17 protein-coding genes are annotated in these 19,956 nt (G+C 68.3%); 4 read left to right on the top strand and 13 right to left on the bottom strand.

Annotated features, from left to right (window positions below):
- Nucleotides 1-191: 191 nt before the first annotated feature.
- Nucleotides 192-1,799, bottom strand: a complete 1,608-nt coding sequence (mftG, locus tag VJT49_RS20725; protein ID WP_324166521.1) for a mycofactocin system GMC family oxidoreductase MftG — start codon at nt 1,797-1,799, stop codon at nt 192-194.
- A 415-nt stretch (nt 1,800-2,214) separates the two neighbouring features.
- On the opposite strand from mftG, the gene VJT49_RS20720 reads away from it, so the two are divergent.
- Both VJT49_RS20720 and VJT49_RS20715 read left to right on the top strand, forming a co-directional pair.
- Nucleotides 2,215-4,017, top strand: coding sequence for a thiamine pyrophosphate-binding protein (locus VJT49_RS20720; protein ID WP_324166520.1), 1,803 nt, complete (start codon nt 2,215-2,217; stop codon nt 4,015-4,017).
- A 15-nt stretch (nt 4,018-4,032) separates the two neighbouring features.
- Nucleotides 4,033-4,977: an SDR family NAD(P)-dependent oxidoreductase gene (locus VJT49_RS20715; protein ID WP_324166519.1), complete on the top strand. Its 945-nt coding sequence runs from the start codon at nt 4,033-4,035 to the stop codon at nt 4,975-4,977.
- Nucleotides 4,978-5,523: 546 nt separating this feature from the next.
- Here VJT49_RS20715 and VJT49_RS20710 read toward each other — a convergent pair.
- The 3 genes from VJT49_RS20710 to VJT49_RS20700 form a co-directional block, all read right to left on the bottom strand.
- Complete coding sequence (locus VJT49_RS20710) at nt 5,524-6,330, bottom strand: TetR/AcrR family transcriptional regulator (RefSeq protein WP_324166518.1); 807 nt, start codon at nt 6,328-6,330, stop codon at nt 5,524-5,526.
- A 201-nt stretch (nt 6,331-6,531) separates the two neighbouring features.
- Nucleotides 6,532-7,620, bottom strand: a complete 1,089-nt coding sequence (locus VJT49_RS20705; protein WP_324166517.1) for an amidohydrolase family protein — start codon at nt 7,618-7,620, stop codon at nt 6,532-6,534.
- A 200-nt stretch (nt 7,621-7,820) separates the two neighbouring features.
- On the bottom strand, nt 7,821-8,261 hold the full coding sequence (locus VJT49_RS20700; protein WP_324166516.1) for a VOC family protein: 441 nt from the start codon (nt 8,259-8,261) through the stop codon (nt 7,821-7,823).
- 130 nt (nt 8,262-8,391) lie between these two features.
- Between VJT49_RS20700 and VJT49_RS20695 the strand changes: the two genes are divergently transcribed.
- Entirely contained in the window at nt 8,392-9,096 is a 705-nt protein-coding gene (locus VJT49_RS20695; protein ID WP_324166515.1) for a hypothetical protein, read from the top strand.
- A 109-nt stretch (nt 9,097-9,205) separates the two neighbouring features.
- Here the strand turns inward: VJT49_RS20695 and VJT49_RS20690 are convergent, their stop codons facing one another.
- From VJT49_RS20690 to VJT49_RS20650, 9 genes are all read right to left on the bottom strand, one after another.
- On the bottom strand, nt 9,206-9,967 hold the full coding sequence (locus VJT49_RS20690; protein ID WP_324166514.1) for an SDR family oxidoreductase: 762 nt from the start codon (nt 9,965-9,967) through the stop codon (nt 9,206-9,208).
- Nucleotides 9,968-10,118: 151 nt separating this feature from the next.
- On the bottom strand, nt 10,119-11,066 hold the full coding sequence (locus tag VJT49_RS20685; RefSeq protein ID WP_324166513.1) for a fumarylacetoacetate hydrolase family protein: 948 nt from the start codon (nt 11,064-11,066) through the stop codon (nt 10,119-10,121).
- Between the two features lie 19 nt (nt 11,067-11,085).
- Nucleotides 11,086-11,982: an MBL fold metallo-hydrolase gene (locus VJT49_RS20680; RefSeq protein WP_324166512.1), complete on the bottom strand. Its 897-nt coding sequence runs from the start codon at nt 11,980-11,982 to the stop codon at nt 11,086-11,088.
- Nucleotides 11,983-11,993: 11 nt separating this feature from the next.
- A complete protein-coding gene (locus VJT49_RS20675; RefSeq protein WP_324166511.1) occupies nt 11,994-12,821 on the bottom strand; it encodes a FadR/GntR family transcriptional regulator in 828 nt (275 codons plus the stop codon).
- A 63-nt stretch (nt 12,822-12,884) separates the two neighbouring features.
- Nucleotides 12,885-14,090, bottom strand: coding sequence for an ABC transporter substrate-binding protein (locus VJT49_RS20670; RefSeq protein WP_324166510.1), 1,206 nt, complete (start codon nt 14,088-14,090; stop codon nt 12,885-12,887).
- Entirely contained in the window at nt 14,087-15,097 is a 1,011-nt protein-coding gene (locus VJT49_RS20665) for a branched-chain amino acid ABC transporter permease (protein ID WP_324166509.1), read from the bottom strand. Before VJT49_RS20665 ends, VJT49_RS20670 begins: the two co-directional genes overlap by 4 nt.
- Nucleotides 15,094-15,975 (bottom strand): branched-chain amino acid ABC transporter permease, encoded by an 882-nt coding sequence (locus tag VJT49_RS20660; protein ID WP_324166508.1) that lies wholly within the window; start codon nt 15,973-15,975, stop codon nt 15,094-15,096. The genes VJT49_RS20665 and VJT49_RS20660 overlap by 4 nt, the downstream gene beginning before the upstream one ends.
- Complete coding sequence (locus VJT49_RS20655; RefSeq protein ID WP_324166506.1) at nt 15,972-16,703, bottom strand: ABC transporter ATP-binding protein; 732 nt, start codon at nt 16,701-16,703, stop codon at nt 15,972-15,974. Before VJT49_RS20655 ends, VJT49_RS20660 begins: the two co-directional genes overlap by 4 nt.
- Nucleotides 16,700-17,434: an ABC transporter ATP-binding protein gene (locus VJT49_RS20650; RefSeq protein WP_324166505.1), complete on the bottom strand. Its 735-nt coding sequence runs from the start codon at nt 17,432-17,434 to the stop codon at nt 16,700-16,702. Before VJT49_RS20650 ends, VJT49_RS20655 begins: the two co-directional genes overlap by 4 nt.
- Nucleotides 17,435-17,889: 455 nt before the next feature.
- Between VJT49_RS20650 and VJT49_RS20645 the strand changes: the two genes are divergently transcribed.
- Nucleotides 17,890-19,899, top strand: coding sequence for an acyl-CoA synthetase (locus VJT49_RS20645; protein ID WP_324166504.1), 2,010 nt, complete (start codon nt 17,890-17,892; stop codon nt 19,897-19,899).
- Nucleotides 19,900-19,956 lie beyond the last annotated feature (57 nt).

The raw sequence follows: 19,956 nt of genomic DNA, 5'->3' as shown, positions 1-19,956 counted from the left end.
CCTTTTCCTTTCGGAGCGGTTCGCCGCCCGATGGTGCGACCGGCAGGGTGATCGCCTGACATGTGATGGCCGTGGTAATGCGTTGCTCCTTTGTCAAGGGCGATCTTTTGGGGGATGACGGCTGGTAATCGGTTTCAGCGCGAAGAGGGCGCCGGAACCGGGAGAGACTCGCAGGAGTCGTTGCCTGCGAATCAGTTCGGTTGCCCGTTCATCATCTGGGCCAGGTGCTCGCCCATCATGATGGCGGTGGCGTTGGGACCCCTGGTCGGAATGCTCGGGAAAGCGGACGTGTCGGCGACCCGCAGGCCGTCCATGCCGTGCACGCGGAGGTGCTGGTCGACGACCGCGGTCGGATCACTGGCCGGACCCATGCGGCACGTGCAGGAAGGATGACCCGCGCTGATCCGTTCGGCCGCCCAACGGTCGAGCGCCTTGTCGTTGGTGACAACCTTCGCGTCCAGGCCCTGGATCGATGCGCCGATCTGACGCAGCTCCGGACTCCGGAAGACCTCGTACGCCATTCGGACGGCGGCTCGGAACCGGATGCGGTCGGTCTCGCTACTGAGCAGGTTCCACTCGAGGACGGGCAAATCGCTCGGGTTGCCGGAGGCGAGTGACACCTGCCCGCGGCTGTCCTCCTCGAGGACGATGATCCCGAGCATCGCGTGTTTCAGCGAACGTGCTTGCCGGGTCACGGCCTTGATTGAAGTGCCCTTCATGGCGGTCAGGGCTTGAACCGGTCGTTCCAAGACGTTGGCCGCGGACAGCATGTCACCGTTCTTCGTCACGAACGGCAGGATCTCGAGTTCGGACCCTTCGTCGACCCAGTGCAACACGGAGGTGAGAACCCCCCGATCCGAGAACTTGGTGAACGGGACGTCCAAGTCCCAGCCGGCGCTGACCATGGGATGGTCGGTGAGGTTCCTGCCCACACCGGGCAGATCCTGGACGACGTCGATGCCGTGCTTCCGGAGTTCGGCGGCCGGGCCGATTCCGGAGACCATGAGGAGGTGCGGGGTGCGCAGTGCGCCGGCGCTGATGATCACCTCGTCGGCATAGAACGTCCGCGCTGTCTTGTCCACCTCCGCGACCACGCCGACCGCGCGCCGGCCCTTGGTCACGATCTGACGCACGGGGGCGTTCCCCAGGACTGTCAGGTTCGCTCGTCCCAGGGCAGGCAGCAGATACGCCAGCGCGGTTCCCACGCGCCGGCCGCCGGCGACGTTGAGGGGCACCGGACCGACGCCGCCTCGCGCATGCGGGTCGTTCTTGTCCGGTTCCTCGGCGAAACCAAGTGCCTGGCACGCGGAGTGGAAGGCCGTGGTGAACTCCGGCGCGCGGTCTCGAGGTTCACGCCTCACGGCGATGGGCCCGTTGTGCCCGTGGGCGTCGGACTCGAAGTCCACATCGGTCTCGATGCGCTTGAACGACGGAAGCACCCGGTCGAAGGCCCAAGCGTCGTTGCCGTCCTTCGCCCAGGAGTCGAAGTTGGCCTGGGTGCCCCGGATGAAGTAGCAGCCATTGATGGAACTGGATCCGCCCAGCCCCTTGCCGCGTGGGTAGGGCAGCCGCATACCGGGCCGCAACTCGGCGGGGTACGCCCAGTTGTTCGGGTGGCCTGGAGCCGCGGCGGCGATGCTCGACGGTGACAGAAGTTCGGGGGGCATCTCCTCCGCCGAGGCGTAGGTGGGCCCGCCTTCGAGCAAGAGCACGGACCGCGACGGATCCTCGCTGAGCCGGGCGGCCAGGGCCCCACCACTCGATCCAGCGCCGACCACGATCACGTCGTACTTGTCCACCGAAAACTCCGTTCTCTTCGCTCCGCTGTCGCACGGCATCACGGGGCCATCGTGCGGGCCCGCGGGAGATCCGCAGCCTGACCGATAGTCAGTTTGCCCAATGATGTCCCTCGCGTTCTATCGTGTCAAGCATCACACTCGGCTGGTCTACCGATCTCCGGTGGCCGAGCGCCAGTTGCCGGGTCCAGAGTGAAAACGCCGGACCTTGACAGAACGACGCGGACGCTCCAAGCTGTGGTAAGCGCATAAACTGACCCGTAGTCAGTCGCTCGGCTGGGGTGCCGCGAAGGGTGCGCGGTCCGATCTTCTGGGCGATTGACCGTCATGCCGACTGGCCACCGTGGCGCGGCGACGCGGGATTTTTGCCGTGGGGAGTGCGGCCGGTTCCGTTGACAGGAAAGGACGAGGCGACCAGATGTCCATCGACGAAGCAGCACGGACGGCAGAGTCTGCGACAGACCAGCGGGCAGATGAGGGAAGCCGGCGCCGCGAGGGTTCCGACGCCATCGCTGAAGCGCTGCTGGCCTCGGGGGTCGAGATCGTCTTCGGCTACACCGGGGGAGCGGTCCCGCAGTTGACCCGGAGCGTTATCAGCCACGACATCCCGATGTATGCGGGGCGCACGGAGCTCACCGCCGCGTGGATGTCCGCCGGTTACAACCGGGTCAAGCGGCGCGCCGCGTCCGCGGTCATCACGCACCACGTGGGTGCCTTGCATTCGACGCCGGCCATCTACGGCTCGACGATGGACGGCACGCCGTTGCTCTACATGTCGCTCGACAACCCGCCGTCGATGGAAGCGCGAGACGGCTTGCAGGATGCCCTCGAGGTCTACCCGGCGCTCAAGCAGGTTTCGAAGTACATCAAGAAGGTTACCGACGCCGCCGACCTCCCGGTGATCGTGCGACAGGCCGTCAAGGAGGCGAGCACCGGAAAGTTCGGTGCCTCGACTCTGGTGCTGGCTCAGACGATCATGTTCCAGGAGACCGGGATGAAGGTCGAGCCACTCGTCCTCCCGAAGCCGCCGTCCCCGCACCAGGAAGATGTCGAGGCGACATGGGAGCTGCTCAAAGCTGCCGAACGGCCGGTGCTGTACGTCGGTGCGGGTGTCCACATCGCCGACGCCAGCGCTGAGCTCCGCGAGTTCACCGAGCTGACGGGAATTCCGGTTGTCTCGACGTCGTGGGGCGGTCGTGGCCTCCTGCCGGACGCGCACGAGCTCTATGCCGGCCCAACCGGAAACTTTGGCTGGAAGGCCGCCAACTTCATCGCGCAGCAGGCCGACATCTGGGTCACGGTGGGATGCTCGTTCTCGCAGATGAGTACCGGCAGCTGGAGCATGAAGAAGCCGGACACCGTTGTGCAGGTCGATGTCAACCAATACGAACTCGCCAAGATCTTCCAGCCGACGCTGGGGATCCAGTCCGACGCGAAGTTCTTCTTCGCGCGGCTGCTCGCGACGGCCAAGACCGACCCGGACACGACTTCCGTGTCGGCGGCGTGGGCCGGGTGGCGCAGCGAGGTCACCTCGGTGAAGGACGTGTGGATCGAGGAGATGAACTCCTGGTTCGACGGAACCGAAGTGCCCATCAATCAGTACTTCCTCATTCGCACATTGTCCGAGCAACTACCGGATGACGCGCTTGTCATCGGAGACTCGGGCGGAAACGCCTTCGGGTTGTACCGGGCGTTCAACTACAAGAACGTCACGCCTCTGGCCACCGGTGGCCACTACATGTCGCTCGGGGTCAGCCTGCCGGTCGCCATCGGTGCCAAACTCGCCGACCCGGACCGGACGGTGGTGTCCTATCACGGCGACGGTGGCTTCTACTACGACCTGATGGAGCTGTCGAGTCTGGCGGAGCACAACCTCAAGGTCATCGTGGTGATCGACAACAACCACTGTCTCCTGGCCAACCGTGCGTCCATGCGGGCGTCCGGAATCGACAACCCGTGGGTGGACCTTCCGCAGACAACGGATTTCGTGCGGCTGGCGAAGAGCTTCGGCGTCGACGGTGAGCGAGTGGAGTCGCCAGAGCAATTGGCCGGCGCGGTGCAACGGGCCCTGGCATCGGAAGGAAGCTACGTTCTCGACGTCCACACAACGCCCGGGCTTCGGCTCCGGCGCGCTCTCGAACAGGTGATTCCCATCGTCGGCGACCGGACGCCCAAGGTTGGCCATCTCGAGACGGTCCTCGAGGGCTCCTGGCCGAGCTGATTCCGGGGTGCGGGCATGAGCGAGTTGCGGTTCGACGGACGTGTCGCGATCGTCACGGGCGCGGGGGGAAACCCTGGGCTGGGCAGAAGCTACGCCCTACTGCTGGCCCTCCGTGGCGCGAAGGTACTGGTGAACGACCTCGGTGTCGGCCCTGACGGGCGTGGGATGGTCGGCGGCGGAGCGGACAAGGTGGTCCAGGAGATCATCGATGCCGGCGGCGAGGCGATGAGCAACGGCGACAGCGTCGCCACCGCGTCCGGCGCCAGATCGATCGTCGACGCTGCCCTCGAGGCGTGGGGACGCGTCGATATCCTGATCAACAATGCCGGTGTCGCACCGTTCGCCCTCTTCGACGAAATCTCCGAGGATGACATCGAAAAGGTCGTCGGGGTCCATCTTTTCGGCCACATCTGGATGTGCCGGGCGGCCTGGCGGCCGATGAAGGAGAACGGGTACGGCCGGCTGGTCAACGTCAGCTCCGGGGTCGCCGTGCGGGGGCTGGCGTATCAGTCGATCTACGCGGCGGCCAAACTCGGTGTCGTCGGTCTGACCCGGACGCTGGCCGCGGAAGGTCATTCGTTCGGGATTCGAGCCAACGTCATCATGCCCGCTGCCGACACCCTCGCCTGGCAGACCATGCTCGAACCCTCGTTCAGCGAACAAGCCCGCGAGAACGGCCTGACTCCGGAATCGGTCGCTCCCGTCGGGGCCTGGCTCGCACACGAGTCATGCCCGTACTCGGGAAAGGTGTTCCAGGCGCAGGGCGGGACGATCAGAGAGCTGTACTTCGCCAGGACCAACGGGATCGGCGGCACAGACGGCCGGCTGACGCTGGAGGCGGTGGCGGCCCAGTCCGCGGAGGTCGTGGATCGCACCGGGAGCGAGGTCGTGCCGGATCCGAGTCCGGAGATACCGGACCATATGAAGCCCAAGCGGTACCGCGATACACCACGAACGTGACCGCTCGACAAGAACGGTAGCGGAACAGCCGGCGGGGTTCCTCGTCATCGCACGAGGAACCCCGCCGGCATCGAGCTCAGGAGAACCTCACGTGTCAGTGCCGACCTCGGAGAGCCGCCACCATTGTTGTATCGCGGTCCCCGAACTGGGGCGCTGTCGCGCACTTCGCGAAAACCCTGAGGATGGACTTCAAGCCTGCTCGTGAAGTGACAATGCGGGCCGTAGGGCATCCGAGCGGCGAGAATCTTCAACTGGTTCGATTCGCCTGCTCCGTGGACGGGCACCTCGAACTCCTCGAGACCGGACCAGGTTCTTTCCAGACGAGTCCGCCCGTGGCTTCCACCATGTGGGGCACCGCGCCGACGTGGAACTGGACGACGCTGTCGCGCATGCTACGGCGAAGGGTGAAGAGGTCGACCATCAGCTCCATGTGGACGATACGGTGATCGTGGTTTTTCAAGCCGACGCTACCTCCGGCCGGTTCGCCTCGAACTGCTGTTACCGGCCACTGGCGCCCCCGTTGCGACAGCCCCCGGCTCGCGGACGTCACCGCCAGGCGGAATTGGCCTGGCCGACGACACGCGACATGACCTCCAACTCGACCGCGGCGTCGACGCGAATATCGCTCGCGCTCCGGACCGACGCCACCAGCACCTGCGCGCACATGTCCGTGATCTCCGCGATGTCGACCGGCGACTTCTCGATGTATTCCAGCGTGACGGTATCGACGAAACCGGCCCACCCGGAGATCGCCATGCGCAGCCGCGGCGGAGCACCTTCGGGACACCCGAGAGAAGCCTCGATTTCCTTGATAGCGTCTTGACGAGCTGATCGCAGAACTTCCGACACGTCGTCGTCGGCGTGACCGGACCTCGTCATGAGGCGGAAACGCTCCGGGTGCCGCCGGAAGTAGTCGAAGTGCCGAGAAAGGTATCCGCGGAACTTCTCGACAACGGTGACCTCGGTTTCAAGCGGCTTTTCGTAGGAGATCAGTTCGTCCCAGGCAAGGCGCACCGCCGCCGCGAACAGTTGCCGCTTACCCCCGAAGTGGTAGGACAACAACCCGTGCGCCACGTTGGCCCGAGCGCAGATCTCGTCGACGGAAACATCGTCATATGGTCGCGTGGCGAAGAGGTCCAATGCCGCATGAAGGAGTGCGGCACGGCGGTTGGGTTTACTCCGGGCCGGTGCGGCGCGGCCTGTTTCAGGAGCTGACCCGGCGGTGGCAACTCGTGCGGTCTTCACGCGCGCGGGCTTGAGCCTGGTAGCCGTCATGTCCACGGAGTCTAGCAGTTCTAACGCAGGGTCAGCATTGTGACGCGCGCCGTAGTTGTGAGTGGTCGGCTGGGACACCGGTAGCCCTCCGTGTTCCGTTGTGCTGGTGCGGGGCAGTTGTTGACGACGCGACAGCATCCGGGTGAACTGTCGGTGGTCGGCAGTCCTTCGATCCCGGAGGCTGTCACGGCACCAGCCGAGCTGGTGATCAACACCGTGCGCGACGAGGATGGGCCGCTTCGGTGCGCCGCGGCCCGGTCGTCGGCCTTCGGCCCAGGGTCAGCCCGCGGTGATCGCCGCTTCGTCGAGGTCGAACACCCGGATTGCGTTGTCCTGGAAGAACTGTTTCTTCTCCCCGGTGCTGAGGGGGAGCGCATCCTGCATCCGGACTTCCTCGGGGAGGTACTGGTAGGGATAGTCCATCGCATACATCAGCCGGTCAGGCCCGACGACTTCGCGGACGTACGTGATCGTCGGCGCCCATGGCATACCACTGGTGGTCAGCCAGATGTTGCGGCGGAAGTATTCACTTATCTTCAACTCCAAGGGCTTGATGGCCTTGTGCCGGTTCGTGGCGACGTGCACGGCATGCATGTAGTCGAAGCGGTAGAACCAGAACGGCAGCCCCTCGCCGAGATGTCCGACCACGATCCGGAGGTTGGGGAACCGGTCGAGCACGCCGGCGGTGATGATCCGGAGCAGATGCATGCCCGTCTCCACCGCGAATCCGTAGATCCCTCCGTCGAGTCCCGCTTCGGCGAGTGTGCCGATCATGGAGTCGTTCGGCATGTTCGGGTGCAGATAGAGCGGGACGTTCAGCGCCTCGATGGCCTCGAGGATCGGGTAGAACTGCTGTTCGTCAAGGTAGCGGCCACGGATGTGCGAGTTGCAGATCACGCCTTTGAGCTTCAGTTCGGTAATGCCGCGGTCGAGTTCCTTGACCGCGCCTGGGACGTCCTCGAATCCCACCGCGGCCAATCCGGAAAAGCGCCCGGGATGGCGACGGCACGCCTCGGCCAGCAAATCGTTGGAGTTCTTCGCGATCTCGCGCGCGGCGTCAGGGTCGAGGGACTGAGTGCCTGGGGACGTCAAACTCAGCACGGCGTGGTCGAGGCCGGCGGCATCCATGTCGGCCAGCCGTTGCTCCCCGAGGTCCTGGAGGCGGTTGCGCACGAACTGCGCCCGGGCGGAGTCGCTCATCACGAAATGGCCCATCAGGGTGCGAAAGCCCGCGCCGCCCTCGCCCCGTTCCAGCATCCGCCGGTAGAGATCGAACATTTCCGGAGGCGCCCACGCTTCCTCCGTCGCGATCCGGCGATAGCCGACAGCGCCGCCGGTCGTCAACTGGGCTTCACCAGGCATGGTCATGGAGGTATGTCCTTTCGATGGAGTGATGTACTCGCCCGAGGCCAGACGCGCACCGGGCCCCGGGCATTTCCCGAAGTCGCCACGATCCTGGAGCCGGCATGAACACGCCGCTGTCGTCCCTGGCGCGGACGTGCTCGGACCTGCCTTCCCGCGTGCCGCCGGTGGGGCCGACGCCGCAGGCGCCTTCCAGCCCGGCTGACCTACGGGACGGGCCAGATCGCGGCGTCCTGGACGCCGAAGGTCAGGTTGGGGACGTGCGCGACCTCCCAGAGGCTGCCCTCGGGGTCGGTGAAGTAGAAGTTGCGGACGCCCCAGGGCTGGGTCGCCGGGTTCGTGAGTATGCGGCCGCCGGCGTTCTTGACGATTTCGAACAACCCGTCCACCTCGCCGGCGGTGTCCACCAGCACGCCGGGGACGTACCGCCCGTACCGTCCGCCGTCCTCGAGTTCCGCGGCCTCCGTACCGAGGTCGGCCGCGAGGTGGTCGAGCACGGCAATGGCAAGCGGTGCGCCGCCGAGGTTGATCACGGCGAACCCTTCGAGCGAAACGTCGGGAGTCCAGCCGAGACCTTCGTAGAACTTCACCGACGCTTCGAAGTCGCGGGTATAAAGGCTTACGATACTCAATCGCTTGGCCAGCATGACTCACCTTCGAATCTCGCAGCAGCGTGACGGGCCCGCTGCGGCTCAACTCAAGCAAATCTGACCCACGGTCAAAGTGGCGGCCTGTTCAGGTTGGCCCCAGTCACCCACCGCTGTCAAGCCCCTCTGATTGGTCATCGACCCGGTGGGCGCGCCCTGTGCGGGCGGCCAGCGAAATTCCGGCTTGACACGTCCTGGTACGCGGCCCAAGGCCCGCCCGCTCACCGGCGCCGGCAAGCGCATCGTCCTGCGGTTCCTCAATTCCCCGGTGGAGGTCCTGGGTGATGACCGGGTGCGCGGACTCCGGGTGGCGCGTAACGAACTGGTGTACTCCGATGGCGAACGGCTCGAAGCGCGTCCGACCGCTGACACCGAGCACGTCGAATGTGGCCTGGTTCTGAAGTCCGTCGGCTACCGGGGCGCCGCCATTCCGTCGCTGCCGTTCGACGACGCCCGCGGCACGTTTCCCAACGACCGCGGTCGCGTCGTCGACCAGGCTGGTGGAGCGCCGGTCCCGGGGGTTTACGCGGCGGGCTGGATCAAGCGCGGGCCCTCGGGTGTCATCGGCACCAACAAGAAATGCGCCGAGGAAACGGTCCATGCGCTGCTGGACGATTTCGCGGCCGGGCGCCTGAAAGAGCCCGCGTACGGCCGCGACGCGCTGCGCGACCTGATTGCGGACCGGCAGCCGCAGGCCATCGACTACGCCGGGTGGCAGGCCATCGACCTGCACGAGTGCGCGAAGGCGCAGGAGTCGCAGCGTCCGCGGATCAAGCTGACCGATCTGTCGGCGATGCTCAAAATTGCCGAAGAGGCCCGGCCAGCGGGCGGTTGAGGTTGCGCGGCCGCCCCGGGGAGGCAGGTGGAGACCAGCGGCCGATGACCGTCCGGGCGACGCTGAAGCCGGCGCGCGGCGCGCGCCGGCCTTCGTGCGCCTGTCCCGATCAAGCCGGGAACGACGAGCGTGCCGTGTATCCGAAGTCGGAGAGAAGGTTGACGCCGTTGATCGCCCTGGAGTTGGCCGCGCTCAGGTACAGCACGCTCCAGGCGACGTCGTCGGGGGAGTGCACCGGGAAGTCGGCACCCTCGAAGCCCTCGTCATCCATCGCGCCCCGCGACATCGGAGTATCCACAATAGACGGACAGATGCTGTTGACGCGGACGCCGTGCTCTTCGTACAGCTCGACCGACATGGCCCGGGTCAGCTGGACCAGCGCGCCCTTGGACGCGTTGTACGCCAGCATGCCGGGGACCGCGACGAACCCGGAGTCGGATCCCACGATCGTGACCGAGGGATTGGGTTGCTGCGCCAGGTGCGGCAACGCCGCCTTCACGAGGTGGAACACCCCGAGCACGTTGACCTCGAGCACCCGGCGGAAGTCGGATGACGTGACCTCGCCGAGACTCGCACCGAACTCTCCCACGATGCCCGCGCTCGCCACCACAGCCTGGACACCGCCGAGTTCGGTCGAGAGCTCGTCGACCGCGGTGACAACCGCGGCCTCGTCGGCGACGTCGGCGATCCGCCAGTGGACGCGGTCGGCGACGTCGGCGAGACCATTCTTCAGTGCCCGCTCCACGGAGTCCTCTGATCGGTTGATGATGCCGACCTCGGCCCCGCCGGCGGCGAACGCGCGGATGACGGCCTCCCCGATTCCGGAGGCTCCACCGGTGACGATCACTCGTTCGGGCAGTAGGGCTTGCACGATGACTCCTTGGCTGGCGTACGGGCCGGGTTCGACGATGTGCCAGAAGTTTAAACGAGTCGTTCATGTATCTGTCAATGAGTTCGTCGAACGTTCGTCGCATCAGGGGCTGGCGGCCGGCGGAGGAATCCCCGGTCTCCACCGGGCCGGGTCAGGCCGGAATTCGGTGGGTGAGTGGGTGCGGGTCGCTGGTGGTGGCGGCGACGGTGTTGCTGATCGTGCCGACCTCGTCGATCGTCATGGTCACTTCGTCGCCCGGCTTGAGCGGAGGCCAGCCCCTGCCCTCGCGTCCCCATTTCTCGGCGAGACAACCGTTGCCGATGGTTCCGCTGCCGATGATGTCGCCGGGGCGTACCCAGGTTCCGCGGGAGGCGTAGGAGATCAGTTCGCCGAAGCTCCACGCCATGTTGGTCATCCGGTCCTCGCCGAAGGGCACGCCGTTGAGCAGGACGCGCATGCCGAGGTCGAACGCGGTACCGGCGCGGAAGGGCGCCAGTTCATCGGGGGTCACCAGGGCGGGGCCGAGAGTGATGGCGCTGTCCTTGCCCTTGGCCGGGCCGAGGCCGAACTGCATCTCGCGGAACTGCAGGTCGCGTGCGGACCAGTCGTTCATGACCAGGTATCCGGCGATGTGCCGTTCGGCCTGGTCGGGGGTCAGGTTGGTGCCGGAGCGGCCGACGACGGCGGCGGCCTCCAACTCGAAGTCGAACTCGGCGCACCCCGGGGGGACCGGGACCTCGTCGCCGGCGCCCACCACCGAGTGCGGGTTCGAGAAGTAGAACAGCGGCTGTTCGTACCAGACCGGATTGACGTCGCTCTTGCCGACGAGTTTCGCGGTGCCTTCGACGTGCTGTTCGTAGGCGATGAAGTCGCGGATGCTCGGCGGCCGGGGCAACGGGGGCAGAAGGCGGATCTCGCCGACGGCGATCACCTCGTGGGGGTCCCGGCGGGCCGACTCGCCCGCTTGCTGGAGTCGCTCGCCGTCGTCGCCGAGCAGGCCGAGCAGGTCGACGCCAGGGGCCAGCCCGTAGACGGTGTCGCCGTCCAGCAGGCCCACCCGGTCGTCGCCCGAGCCGTTGTCGTATGTCACAAAGCGCATGTCCGTCCTCTGGTGAGTCTCACGCGATGCAGTGGAGGGGGCGTCCGCCGTTGTAGGCGATCGCGTCGGCGAACGCCTGGCGGAGGTCGACGTCGCCTACGCCGGACAGGTCGGCATAGGCACGGTGCAGGTTGAGCACGATGCGTTCCGGGTCGAGCAGGTCGCTGAACTCGCCGAGGTCGGATTCCCTTGCCGCCTCCAGCGGGGTCAGCCCGCGGGCCCGGGCATCCTCGGCCAGTCGCAGCACGAAGCGGTAGTAGCGCTCGTGCAGGTCGAGGATGTCCGGGGTGGTGGGGGCACCGTGGCCGGGAACAAAAATCTCGGCGTGAAAGCCGCGCAGGAACCGCAGGACTTCGAGCGATCCGGTGACCGAGCCCTGCATCACCAGCGGCGTGCCGCCGTTGAAGACCAGGTCGCCGGTGAACAGGACGCGCTGCTCGGGCAGCCAGCACACGACATCACCCCTGGTGTGTGCGGGCGTTCCGGGATGAATCAGCTCCATCCGCAGATCGTCCACGTGCAGGGTGAGGCTGTGGGAGAACGTCACCGATGGCGGGTCGACCGGGAGATCACCCCAGTCGGGTGTGGGCGACCAGAGCGCGCCGGCCTCCTCACGTGCCCGGTCGTTGAGCGCTTCCGTGCGGCAGTTCTCGTGACCGATGACCGTGGCGTCGAACAGCGCGTTGCCGTAGGTGTGGTCGCCGTGGTGGTGGGTGTTCACCAGCCGTGTCACCGGCAGGTCGGCGACCCCGGCGATCGCCGCCCGGAATCGTTCCGTGCGCCCGCGGGTGGCGCAGGAGTCGATGGCGACGATGTCGCGCCGTCCCACGACGAAGCCCGTGGTGTTGACCCACCAGCTGCCGTCGTGCTGCGGGTAGGCGTACACGCGGTCGGCGACCTCGACGGGCTTATCCATGGGCGAACCTCCTAGTGAGGTCCGCCCACCATCCGTTGCCAGTACGTCTGGAGGTCCAGGAAGCCCGCGGAGAGGATCGCGGCGTCGGCCGGCAGGTCGGCCTGGGTGACGGCGTGGTGCAGCAGGCCGTGCCAGGCATCCTCGACGTCCCGCCGCAGTACGGCCTCGATGATGCGGATGTGGACCTCGGCGCGGTCGGCGACGTAGACTGCGGGGTCCTCGTCGGCGGGCAGTTGGACGCCTGGTGCGCGCTGCCCCTCGGTGGCCTGGTCGGCGATGGCCAGCAGGTTGCGGACGACCGAGATGAGGACATCGTCATGCGTGGCCTCCAGTAGCGCGTCGTGCGCGGCCTCGTGCGCCGCGAAGTACTCCTGCTGGTCGCCGTTGGCCTTGCGCAGTCGATGGCACACCGCGCGCAGCGCCTTGCGATCCTGCGCGGTCTGCCCGTGCACCGCCGCGGCCACGATCTGCGGCTGCAGGCCGAAGTACACCCCGAGCGCCTGGCCCGCCTGCTTGGCGTCCGTGCCCGACGCGCGCAGCAGCCAGCGGGCCCGGCCCAGGCTGACCGTGCCCGGCTGCCCGGCGACCCGGACGCCGCCCTTCACACCCGGCCGCGCCTCCACCGCGCCCCGGTCGATCAGCAGGTGCAGGGCCATGTCCATGGTGGCCGGGCTCACCCGGAACTGGTCGCGCAGCTGCGACTTGGTGCCCAGGAAGGCGCCGGGCTCGAGCTTGTCCTCCTGGATGCGTGCCGCCAGGACGTCGGCTACCCGTTCGGCCTTGGACCGGCCGTGCAGAACGACGTCGCTCGGGTTCAGCCCGGCTTCCCGATCGGTCACGGTGTGATGGCTCCTGTCGGCTTGCTTCCGGCCATGCCAGCGTAGCCTTACGGGCGCGGCTGGTCACTTGATCAGCCCCGACTGGACAGCGTCCTGCACGGGACCGCGGTTCTGCCAGCTCGACCCGTCGAACTCCACCACCTGGTAGCGGTAGACCAGCCGCCCGCCGGGACCCGCGTTCAGGGTGCCGCCGATCAGACCGGGCGCCGGCACGTCCTTCAGCGCGTTCCAGGCCGTGTTGTACCCGTCGGCGTCCTGGGTTTTGGCGGCCTTCATGGCCGAGACGAGAGCCGCGGCGCCCGCGAAGCCGTTGAGCGCCAGCATGTCGTCGGCGCTGGCGCCCTCGCCGTAGGTGGCGATGTCCTTCTTGTACGCCTGGATTCCGGGGTCGTTCGCCCAGCGCGGGTCGGCCGGGTCGTCCAGCCACAGCGCGGCGTTGAGGCCCTTGGAGATCGCGGGGGTCAGCGGGTCGAGCAGGCTGGTGTGGTTGATCGTGATCGAGTAGACGAAGGTCTTCGGCCGATATCCGATCTGGGCCATGTACTTCAGCGTCGGAACCATCTGGGGCGCGCCCAATGCCAGGTACAGCACATCCACCCCGGCCGCCTTCAGCTGCGCCACCTGGGCGGTGTTGTCCTGCTGGCTGGGCGGCACCTTCAGGGAGACCGCCGGGGTGACGCCGCCCGCCTTGAATCCCGCCGCGGCGGCGTCGGCCAGGTCGTTGTTGAGGGTGAGGACGCCGACCTTGGCCGCCGGGAACTCCTTGCCGACGTACTGCGCGATGACCCCGGTCTCCGCGGTGAGGTCCGGCCACCAGGCGTGCGAGTAGGGAAACTGGTCGACCTGCGACATCTGGGTGGAGCCGGAGTAGGCGACGTTGAACACCTTGTTCTGGTTGAGGTAGGGGCGGACGACCTCGCCGGGCACCCCGAAGGTGAGGAACGCCTGGGCCTTGTCCTGGTCGACGCCCCGGCGGATGTTGGCGGCGGCGCGGCCGGGGTCGTAGCCGTCGTCGTACGCCTCGTACTTGATCTTGCGGCCGTTGATGCCGCCCTCGGCGTTGACCTTGGCGAAGTAGGCCGCCGCGCCCTTGCTGACCGCGGAGATCGGGGCGTACGGCCCCGACATGGGGAAGCTTCCCCCGACGACGATCTCTCCGCTGGAGGACGCGTTGGCGGTCTCGTCGGTGCGTCCGCACGCGCCGACGAGGGCGCCGACGAGGGTGACGGACAGGAGGGAGGCGAGGGCGCTCCTGCGGGTGATGGTCATGACTGTCTCCTGGGAGTAGTAGAGGTGAGGCGGGCGCCGGGGATGCGGACCGCGGCCAGGCGGGTGCCCAGGCCGGCCAGGCCCTGAGGCGCCAGGTAGAGAACGAGGAGTAGCAGCACGGCGTACACGACCTGGGTCCAGTGACTGGCCAGGCTGTCGCCGACGGAGTCGCTGATGACCTGGGGGAGGTACACGACGAACACGGCGCCGATCAGTGCCCCGGCCCACGACCGGATACCGCCGACGACCGCGCCGGTCAGAAGCGCCAGCGACACGGTGAAGGTGTAGGAGTCCGGCACCACCGACTGGATCGCCAGCGCGTTCAGCGCTCCACCGAGCCCGGCGATGGCACCGCTGGCGCCGAAGACCAGCAGGGACAACTTGGCCGTCGGCACGCCCGCCGTGGCCGCCATCACCGGCTGGTCGCGCAACGCGGCCAGCGAACGGCCCGTGCGGCCTCGGCACACGGTGGCCAGCAGCACCAGGACGGCCGCCAGGACGGCCAGCGTCACCAGGTAGAAGAACTGCGCACCCGACAGCTGGATGCCCGCCGGGGTGCGCACCGGTGGTAGCGGCATGCCGGTCGAGCCGCCGGTCAGGCCGTCGAACCGGACGACCAGCGGGGGCAGTAGCACGGCCAGCACCAGGGTGATCAGCGCGAGGCTGATGCCCCGGATGCGCAGCGCGGGCAGCCCTGCCAGCAGCCCGGCCAGGAAGCTGACCAGCGTGGCCAGCACCACCGCGACCGGCCACGGAAGCCCCGCCTTGACGATCAGGATGGCGGCGGCGTACGCGCCGACCCCGAAGAACGCGCCGTGCCCGGCGCTGACCTGTCCGCTCCACCCGGTCAGCAGCACCAGGCTCGCGACCGCCATGGCCGTGGTGGTCAGGCGGGCGAGTTGGAACACCTGGTAGTCGTCCACGACGTACGGGGCCACGATGGCCACGACGGCCATGGCCGCCCAGGCCAGCGCCTTCGCACGCGGAATTGTCGCCATGGTCGTCATGCCCGCACCGCCGATCCCCGGGAGAACAGTCCGTGCGGCCGGAGCAGCAGGACCAGGAAGATGACACCGAACGGCACCGACAGCGCCAGGTCACCGTTCAGCCCCGGGATGTACCGCGCGGCCAGCGCGGTCAGCACGCCCAGGGCGAGCCCGCCGACCACCGCGCCGACCCGGCTGCCGAACCCGCCGAGCGCGGCCGCCGCGAACGCCATCAGCAGCGGCGTTTGCATCATCTCCGGGTTGACCCCGGTCGCCGGTGCCGCCACGAATCCGGCGACGGCGCCGACCACCGCGGCCAGTGCCCATCCCGCGGCGCGCATCCGGCCCGGCCGGATCCCGAGCAGGACGGCCGAATCCGCATTCTGCGACACCGCCTTCATCCGCAGCCCGACATCGGAGAAGCGGAAGAACAACCCGACCGCGGCCATCACCACCAGCACGGTCGCGGCCCCGCCGAGCTGCTGCGAGGTAACCGTCACCTCGCCGGCACTCAGCGCCTTCGTGCCGAACGGGCCGGCCAGGCTGTGCGGGTCGGTCCCCCACAGCACCGTCACCAGGCCGTTGATGCCGAGCAGCAGCGCCGTCGACACGGTGACCAGCGCCAGCACCGACGCGCCCTCCACGGGGCGGACCAGCAGGCGCTCGATCACCGCGCCCAGCACCGCCGCCCCCGCGAAGACCACCGGCAGCGCCGCCCACATCGGCCAGCCGAGCGCGTCCAGTGACCAGGCCGAGTACGCCGCGACCGTGGCCATCTCGCCCTGCGCGAAGTTGAGGATGCCCGCACCCTGGTAGATCACCGAGATCGCCAGCGCGAGCGCCGCGTACACGCAGCCCGTGCTCAGCCCGTTGACGACCTGCTGGAGCAACTCGATCATGCCGCGGCCTCCTTTCCCAGATAGGCCGCGCGCAGTTGCGGTGACGCCGCCACTTCCGCCGCGGACCCCTGGAACGTCACCCGGCCGGTCGACAGCACGACGGCTCGGTCGGCCACCTCCAGCGACAACCGGGCGTTCTGCTCGGCGAGCAGGATCGTCAGGCCCCAGTCGGAGCGCAGGACATCGAACATGCGGAACAGGTCGAGTGTCGTGGACGGGGCCAGGCCGAGCGACGGCTCGTCCACCAGCAGCCACGTCGGCCGCCCCAGCAGGGCCCGGGCCAGCGCCAGCATCTGCTGCTGCCCGCCGGACAACGCCCCGGCGGGACGGCTCAGGAACTCCCGCAGGATCGGGAAGGTCTCCAGCAGCCGGTCGAGATCGGCGCCGCGCTCGGCACGGAACCGGCGGCCCCGGGCCAGCGAGCCGAGCCGCAAGTTCTCCCCGACCGACAGTTCGGGAAAGGTACCCCGGCCCTGCGGCACATGACCGACTCCCAGCCGCGCCACCGCGGGCGCGTCCAGGCGATCGACGTCCGTGCCGTCCACGAGGATCCGGCCGGTGGTGTGGACGGTCCGCGAGATGCCGCGCAGGAAGGTGGTCTTGCCCGCGCCGTTGGGCCCGACGAGCGCGACGATCTCACCGGCCTCGGCCGTCAGACCGACGCCGTGCAGCACCTCGACCTTGCCGTACCACGCACGCAGATCCGCCACCAGCAGTGCGCCGCTCATCCGGGGATCTCCTGTCCCAGGTAGGCGTCGATCACCTTCTGGTCGCGGACGACCAGCGTGGGCGGACCCTCGGCCAGTACCCGCCCGGTGTCCAGCACCACGACGTGCCGGGCCAGCTTCATCACCAGCTCCACGTCGTGCTCGACCAGCACGCACGTTCCGCAGATCTCCAGGACGGCGGTGAGCAGCCCCATGGCCTCGTCGTGGTCCAGGCCGGCGGCGGGCTCGTCCAGAAGCAGCAGCGCCGGGCCGGGCAACAGCGCACGTGCGATCTCCGCGCGGCGCCGGTCACCGTGCGAGAGCGAGCCCGCCGGCTGGTCCCGCACCGCGTCCGCCCCGAGTCTGGCTATCAGCTCGAGGGCCCGCTCTCGCAGCCGGCGTTCCGGCTCCGGCCGCGCCATGGCGGCGGCACCGAGCATCACGTTGTCGACGACCGGAAGCTCGTCGACCAGCGCCGGTGTCTGGAAGGTCCGGGCCAGTCCGCGGCGCGCCCGCCGATGCGGCGCCAGCCCGCTGAGCGACGCTCCGCCGAGCACGACGTCTCCGGTGTGCCGGTAGAGCCCGCTGACGCAGTTGAGCAGCGTCGTTTTGCCGGCCCCGTTGGGTCCGATCACCGCGGTGACACCTCCGGCGTCTACCGAGAAGGTGACTCCGTCGAGCGCCCGGACTCCGTCGAATGACACGCCGACGTCGCGGATCTGCAGCGACGATGCCTCTGCGCTGGGGCTCATCGATTCCTCGCATGGGTAGTGGTAAGCGGGAGAGCGCCATCACAGCACAACCGACGGCTGTAATCAATATATTGAATTGGGTTAATCGAGGCCCTATCGTCGGCACTCTGGCGAGCGGCCCCCGGCCCCTCCACGACAGCATCGATGCCGGTCAGGTGCGGTGCGCCGCGCAGGGCCCCGGCGACGTGCTCGTCGACCTCGGAGGCGGTCAGGATGGGAATGCACGGCGCGGACAGGGCCCGGTCACCGGGGATGGCGACGGTGGCGGTCAGAGCCGTCAGGGTCTTGGTGTCACCGCGCAGCCGTGTTCGCCGCGCGAGCGTGACCGCGCTGCACCGGGCCGTGCCTGAAACGGGCTTTCCCGCTCGCCGGGACCTGCCGCACAGGACCAGCCGACGCCTCCCGTGTTCGCCGCCGAGTCGACCCTGCCGAGGGTCCGAGACCACCGGAGAATCATGACAGGCAGTACTCGTCCTACTAGTCCTACTAGTCCTGTTCGTTCTGTTCGTCCCATCTGCCGCGAGGAGACACCGGCCGGGCCGGCGGTCGAGGACCGGACCACCGAGCGGGAACGGCGGGCCAGGGCCGGCCAGGCGGTTGCCGAGCTTACGGAGCCCGCCGGCATCGCCGCCGCCGAGGAGGTGCCCCTGGACCAGCGGCACCTGCCCTCAAGCACCTACGACCTGCTGGTCAGCAGCGCCGAGCGCTTCGGTGCCGCCCCGGCGTTCCATGTCCTGCCCACCCACGGCGACTTTCGGGCCCCGCACACGATCACCTACCGGGAACTGCTCGAACGCGTCCACCAGGTCGCCAATCTGCTCTCCGGCCAGGGAGTGCGGCGCCACCACACCGTTTCCCTGCTGCTGCCGAACGTCCCCGAGATCTGCGAACTGCTCTGGGGTGCTCAGGCGGCCGCCACGGCCAACCCCGTCAACCCGCAGCTGGCCGAGGACCACATGGTCGACATCCTCCGCCGGGCCGCCTCACGCGTCCTGGTGGCGCCGGGGCCGGATCAGGACCCAGACCTGTGGCGGAAGGCATTGCGGGTGGCCGCCGCGGTGCCGACGGTGCGTACGCTGCTCGTCGTCGGTGGCGAGGACCGGCTACCCGCCGTGGACGGGCTGGAGGTGCTGCCGCTGACGGCGGCCAGGGCACTCCCGTCCGACCGGCTGACCGGCGAGGACCGACCCGGTCCGCAGGACATCGCCGCGCTGATCCACACCGGAGGCACGACCGGCGCCCCGAAACTCGCGGCGCACACCCACCGCAACCAGGTCTACATGGCCTGGGCGATGGCCCTCGTCTTCCGGTACCGCCAGGGCGGGACGCTCCTGTGCGGAATGCCCTTCTTCCACGTCAACGCCATACTGATCACCGGCTTGGCCCCGGTCCTGAGCGGCGCGCCCGTCGTGAGCCTCGGCGAGGCCGGCTTCCGGGATGCCCGCTACCGCCAGCAGTTCTGGCGCATCGTGGAGCACTATCGGGTCACCGCGTTCAGCGCCGTCCCCACCGTCTGCTCCATGCTCACCGAGGTACCGGTGGACGCCGACATCTCGAGCCTCGAGCTCGTCCTGGTCGGAGCCAGCACCCTTCCGGACGGTGTGCGCACGGCGTTCGAAAAGCACGCTGGGGTTCCGCTGTGCGAAGGGTGGGGTATGACGGAGGGCACCTGCGGCTCGACCTACACCCCCCGGGGGGACCGGCGGCCGGGATCGGTCGGCCTCCGCATGCCCTACCAGCGGATCAAGGTGGCGCGACTGGACTCGGCCGGCACCCCCGTGGAGGACCTTCCGCCCGGGGTCACCGGCACCGTCCTGGTGTCGGGGCCCAATGTGTTCCCCGGATACGTGCGTGACGCGGCGGACGGAAGGCTCCGGCTCGACTCCACGGGCAAGGTGTTCGACGGCTGGCTGGAGACCGGCGATCTGGGCCGCCTGGACGACGACGGCTACCTGTGGCTGCGCGGGCGGGCGAAGGACGTCATCATCCGCGGTGGCCACAACATCGACCCCACCCTCATCGAGCAAGCCCTCGACGGCCATCCGGACGTCGTCACCTCGGCGGCCGTGGGGCGCCCCGACCGGCACGCGGGTGAGGTGCCCGTCGCGTTCGTCACCCTGCGCACCGGGGCCACGGTGAACGCCGAGGAACTGTGCGCCTACGCCGCCCGCCATGTCGGGGAGCCGACGGCGGCGCCCAAGGAAATCCACATCCTGGACGAGCTCCCGTTGACGGCGGTCGGAAAGATCTTCAAGCCGGCGCTGCGGCGTGAGGCCATGCACCGGGTGGTGCTCACCGAGCTCCGTTCTCTAGGTATCACGGCAGAGGTGACGATCCGGCAGGAAGACGGTCTCGACGTGGCGGAGGTCGTCCTGAAGACGCCCGGCGCCGACGCGGCCGGAGTCGAACGTGCCCTGAACGCCCATACGTTCCCCAGCCGGGTCGTGCCAGCGCCGCCGGTGTGAGCCCAACGAAAGCGGCCCCCCAGACCTCCGGGGCCGCCGAGGCTCCGCGGTGCTCGA

This window comes from Amycolatopsis sp., from assembly GCF_035276945.1.
Lineage (GTDB): Bacteria > Actinomycetota > Actinomycetes > Mycobacteriales > Pseudonocardiaceae > Amycolatopsis_E.
Note: the sequence above shows the minus strand (reverse complement) of the source record. Positions and strands in the feature narration are given on the sequence as shown.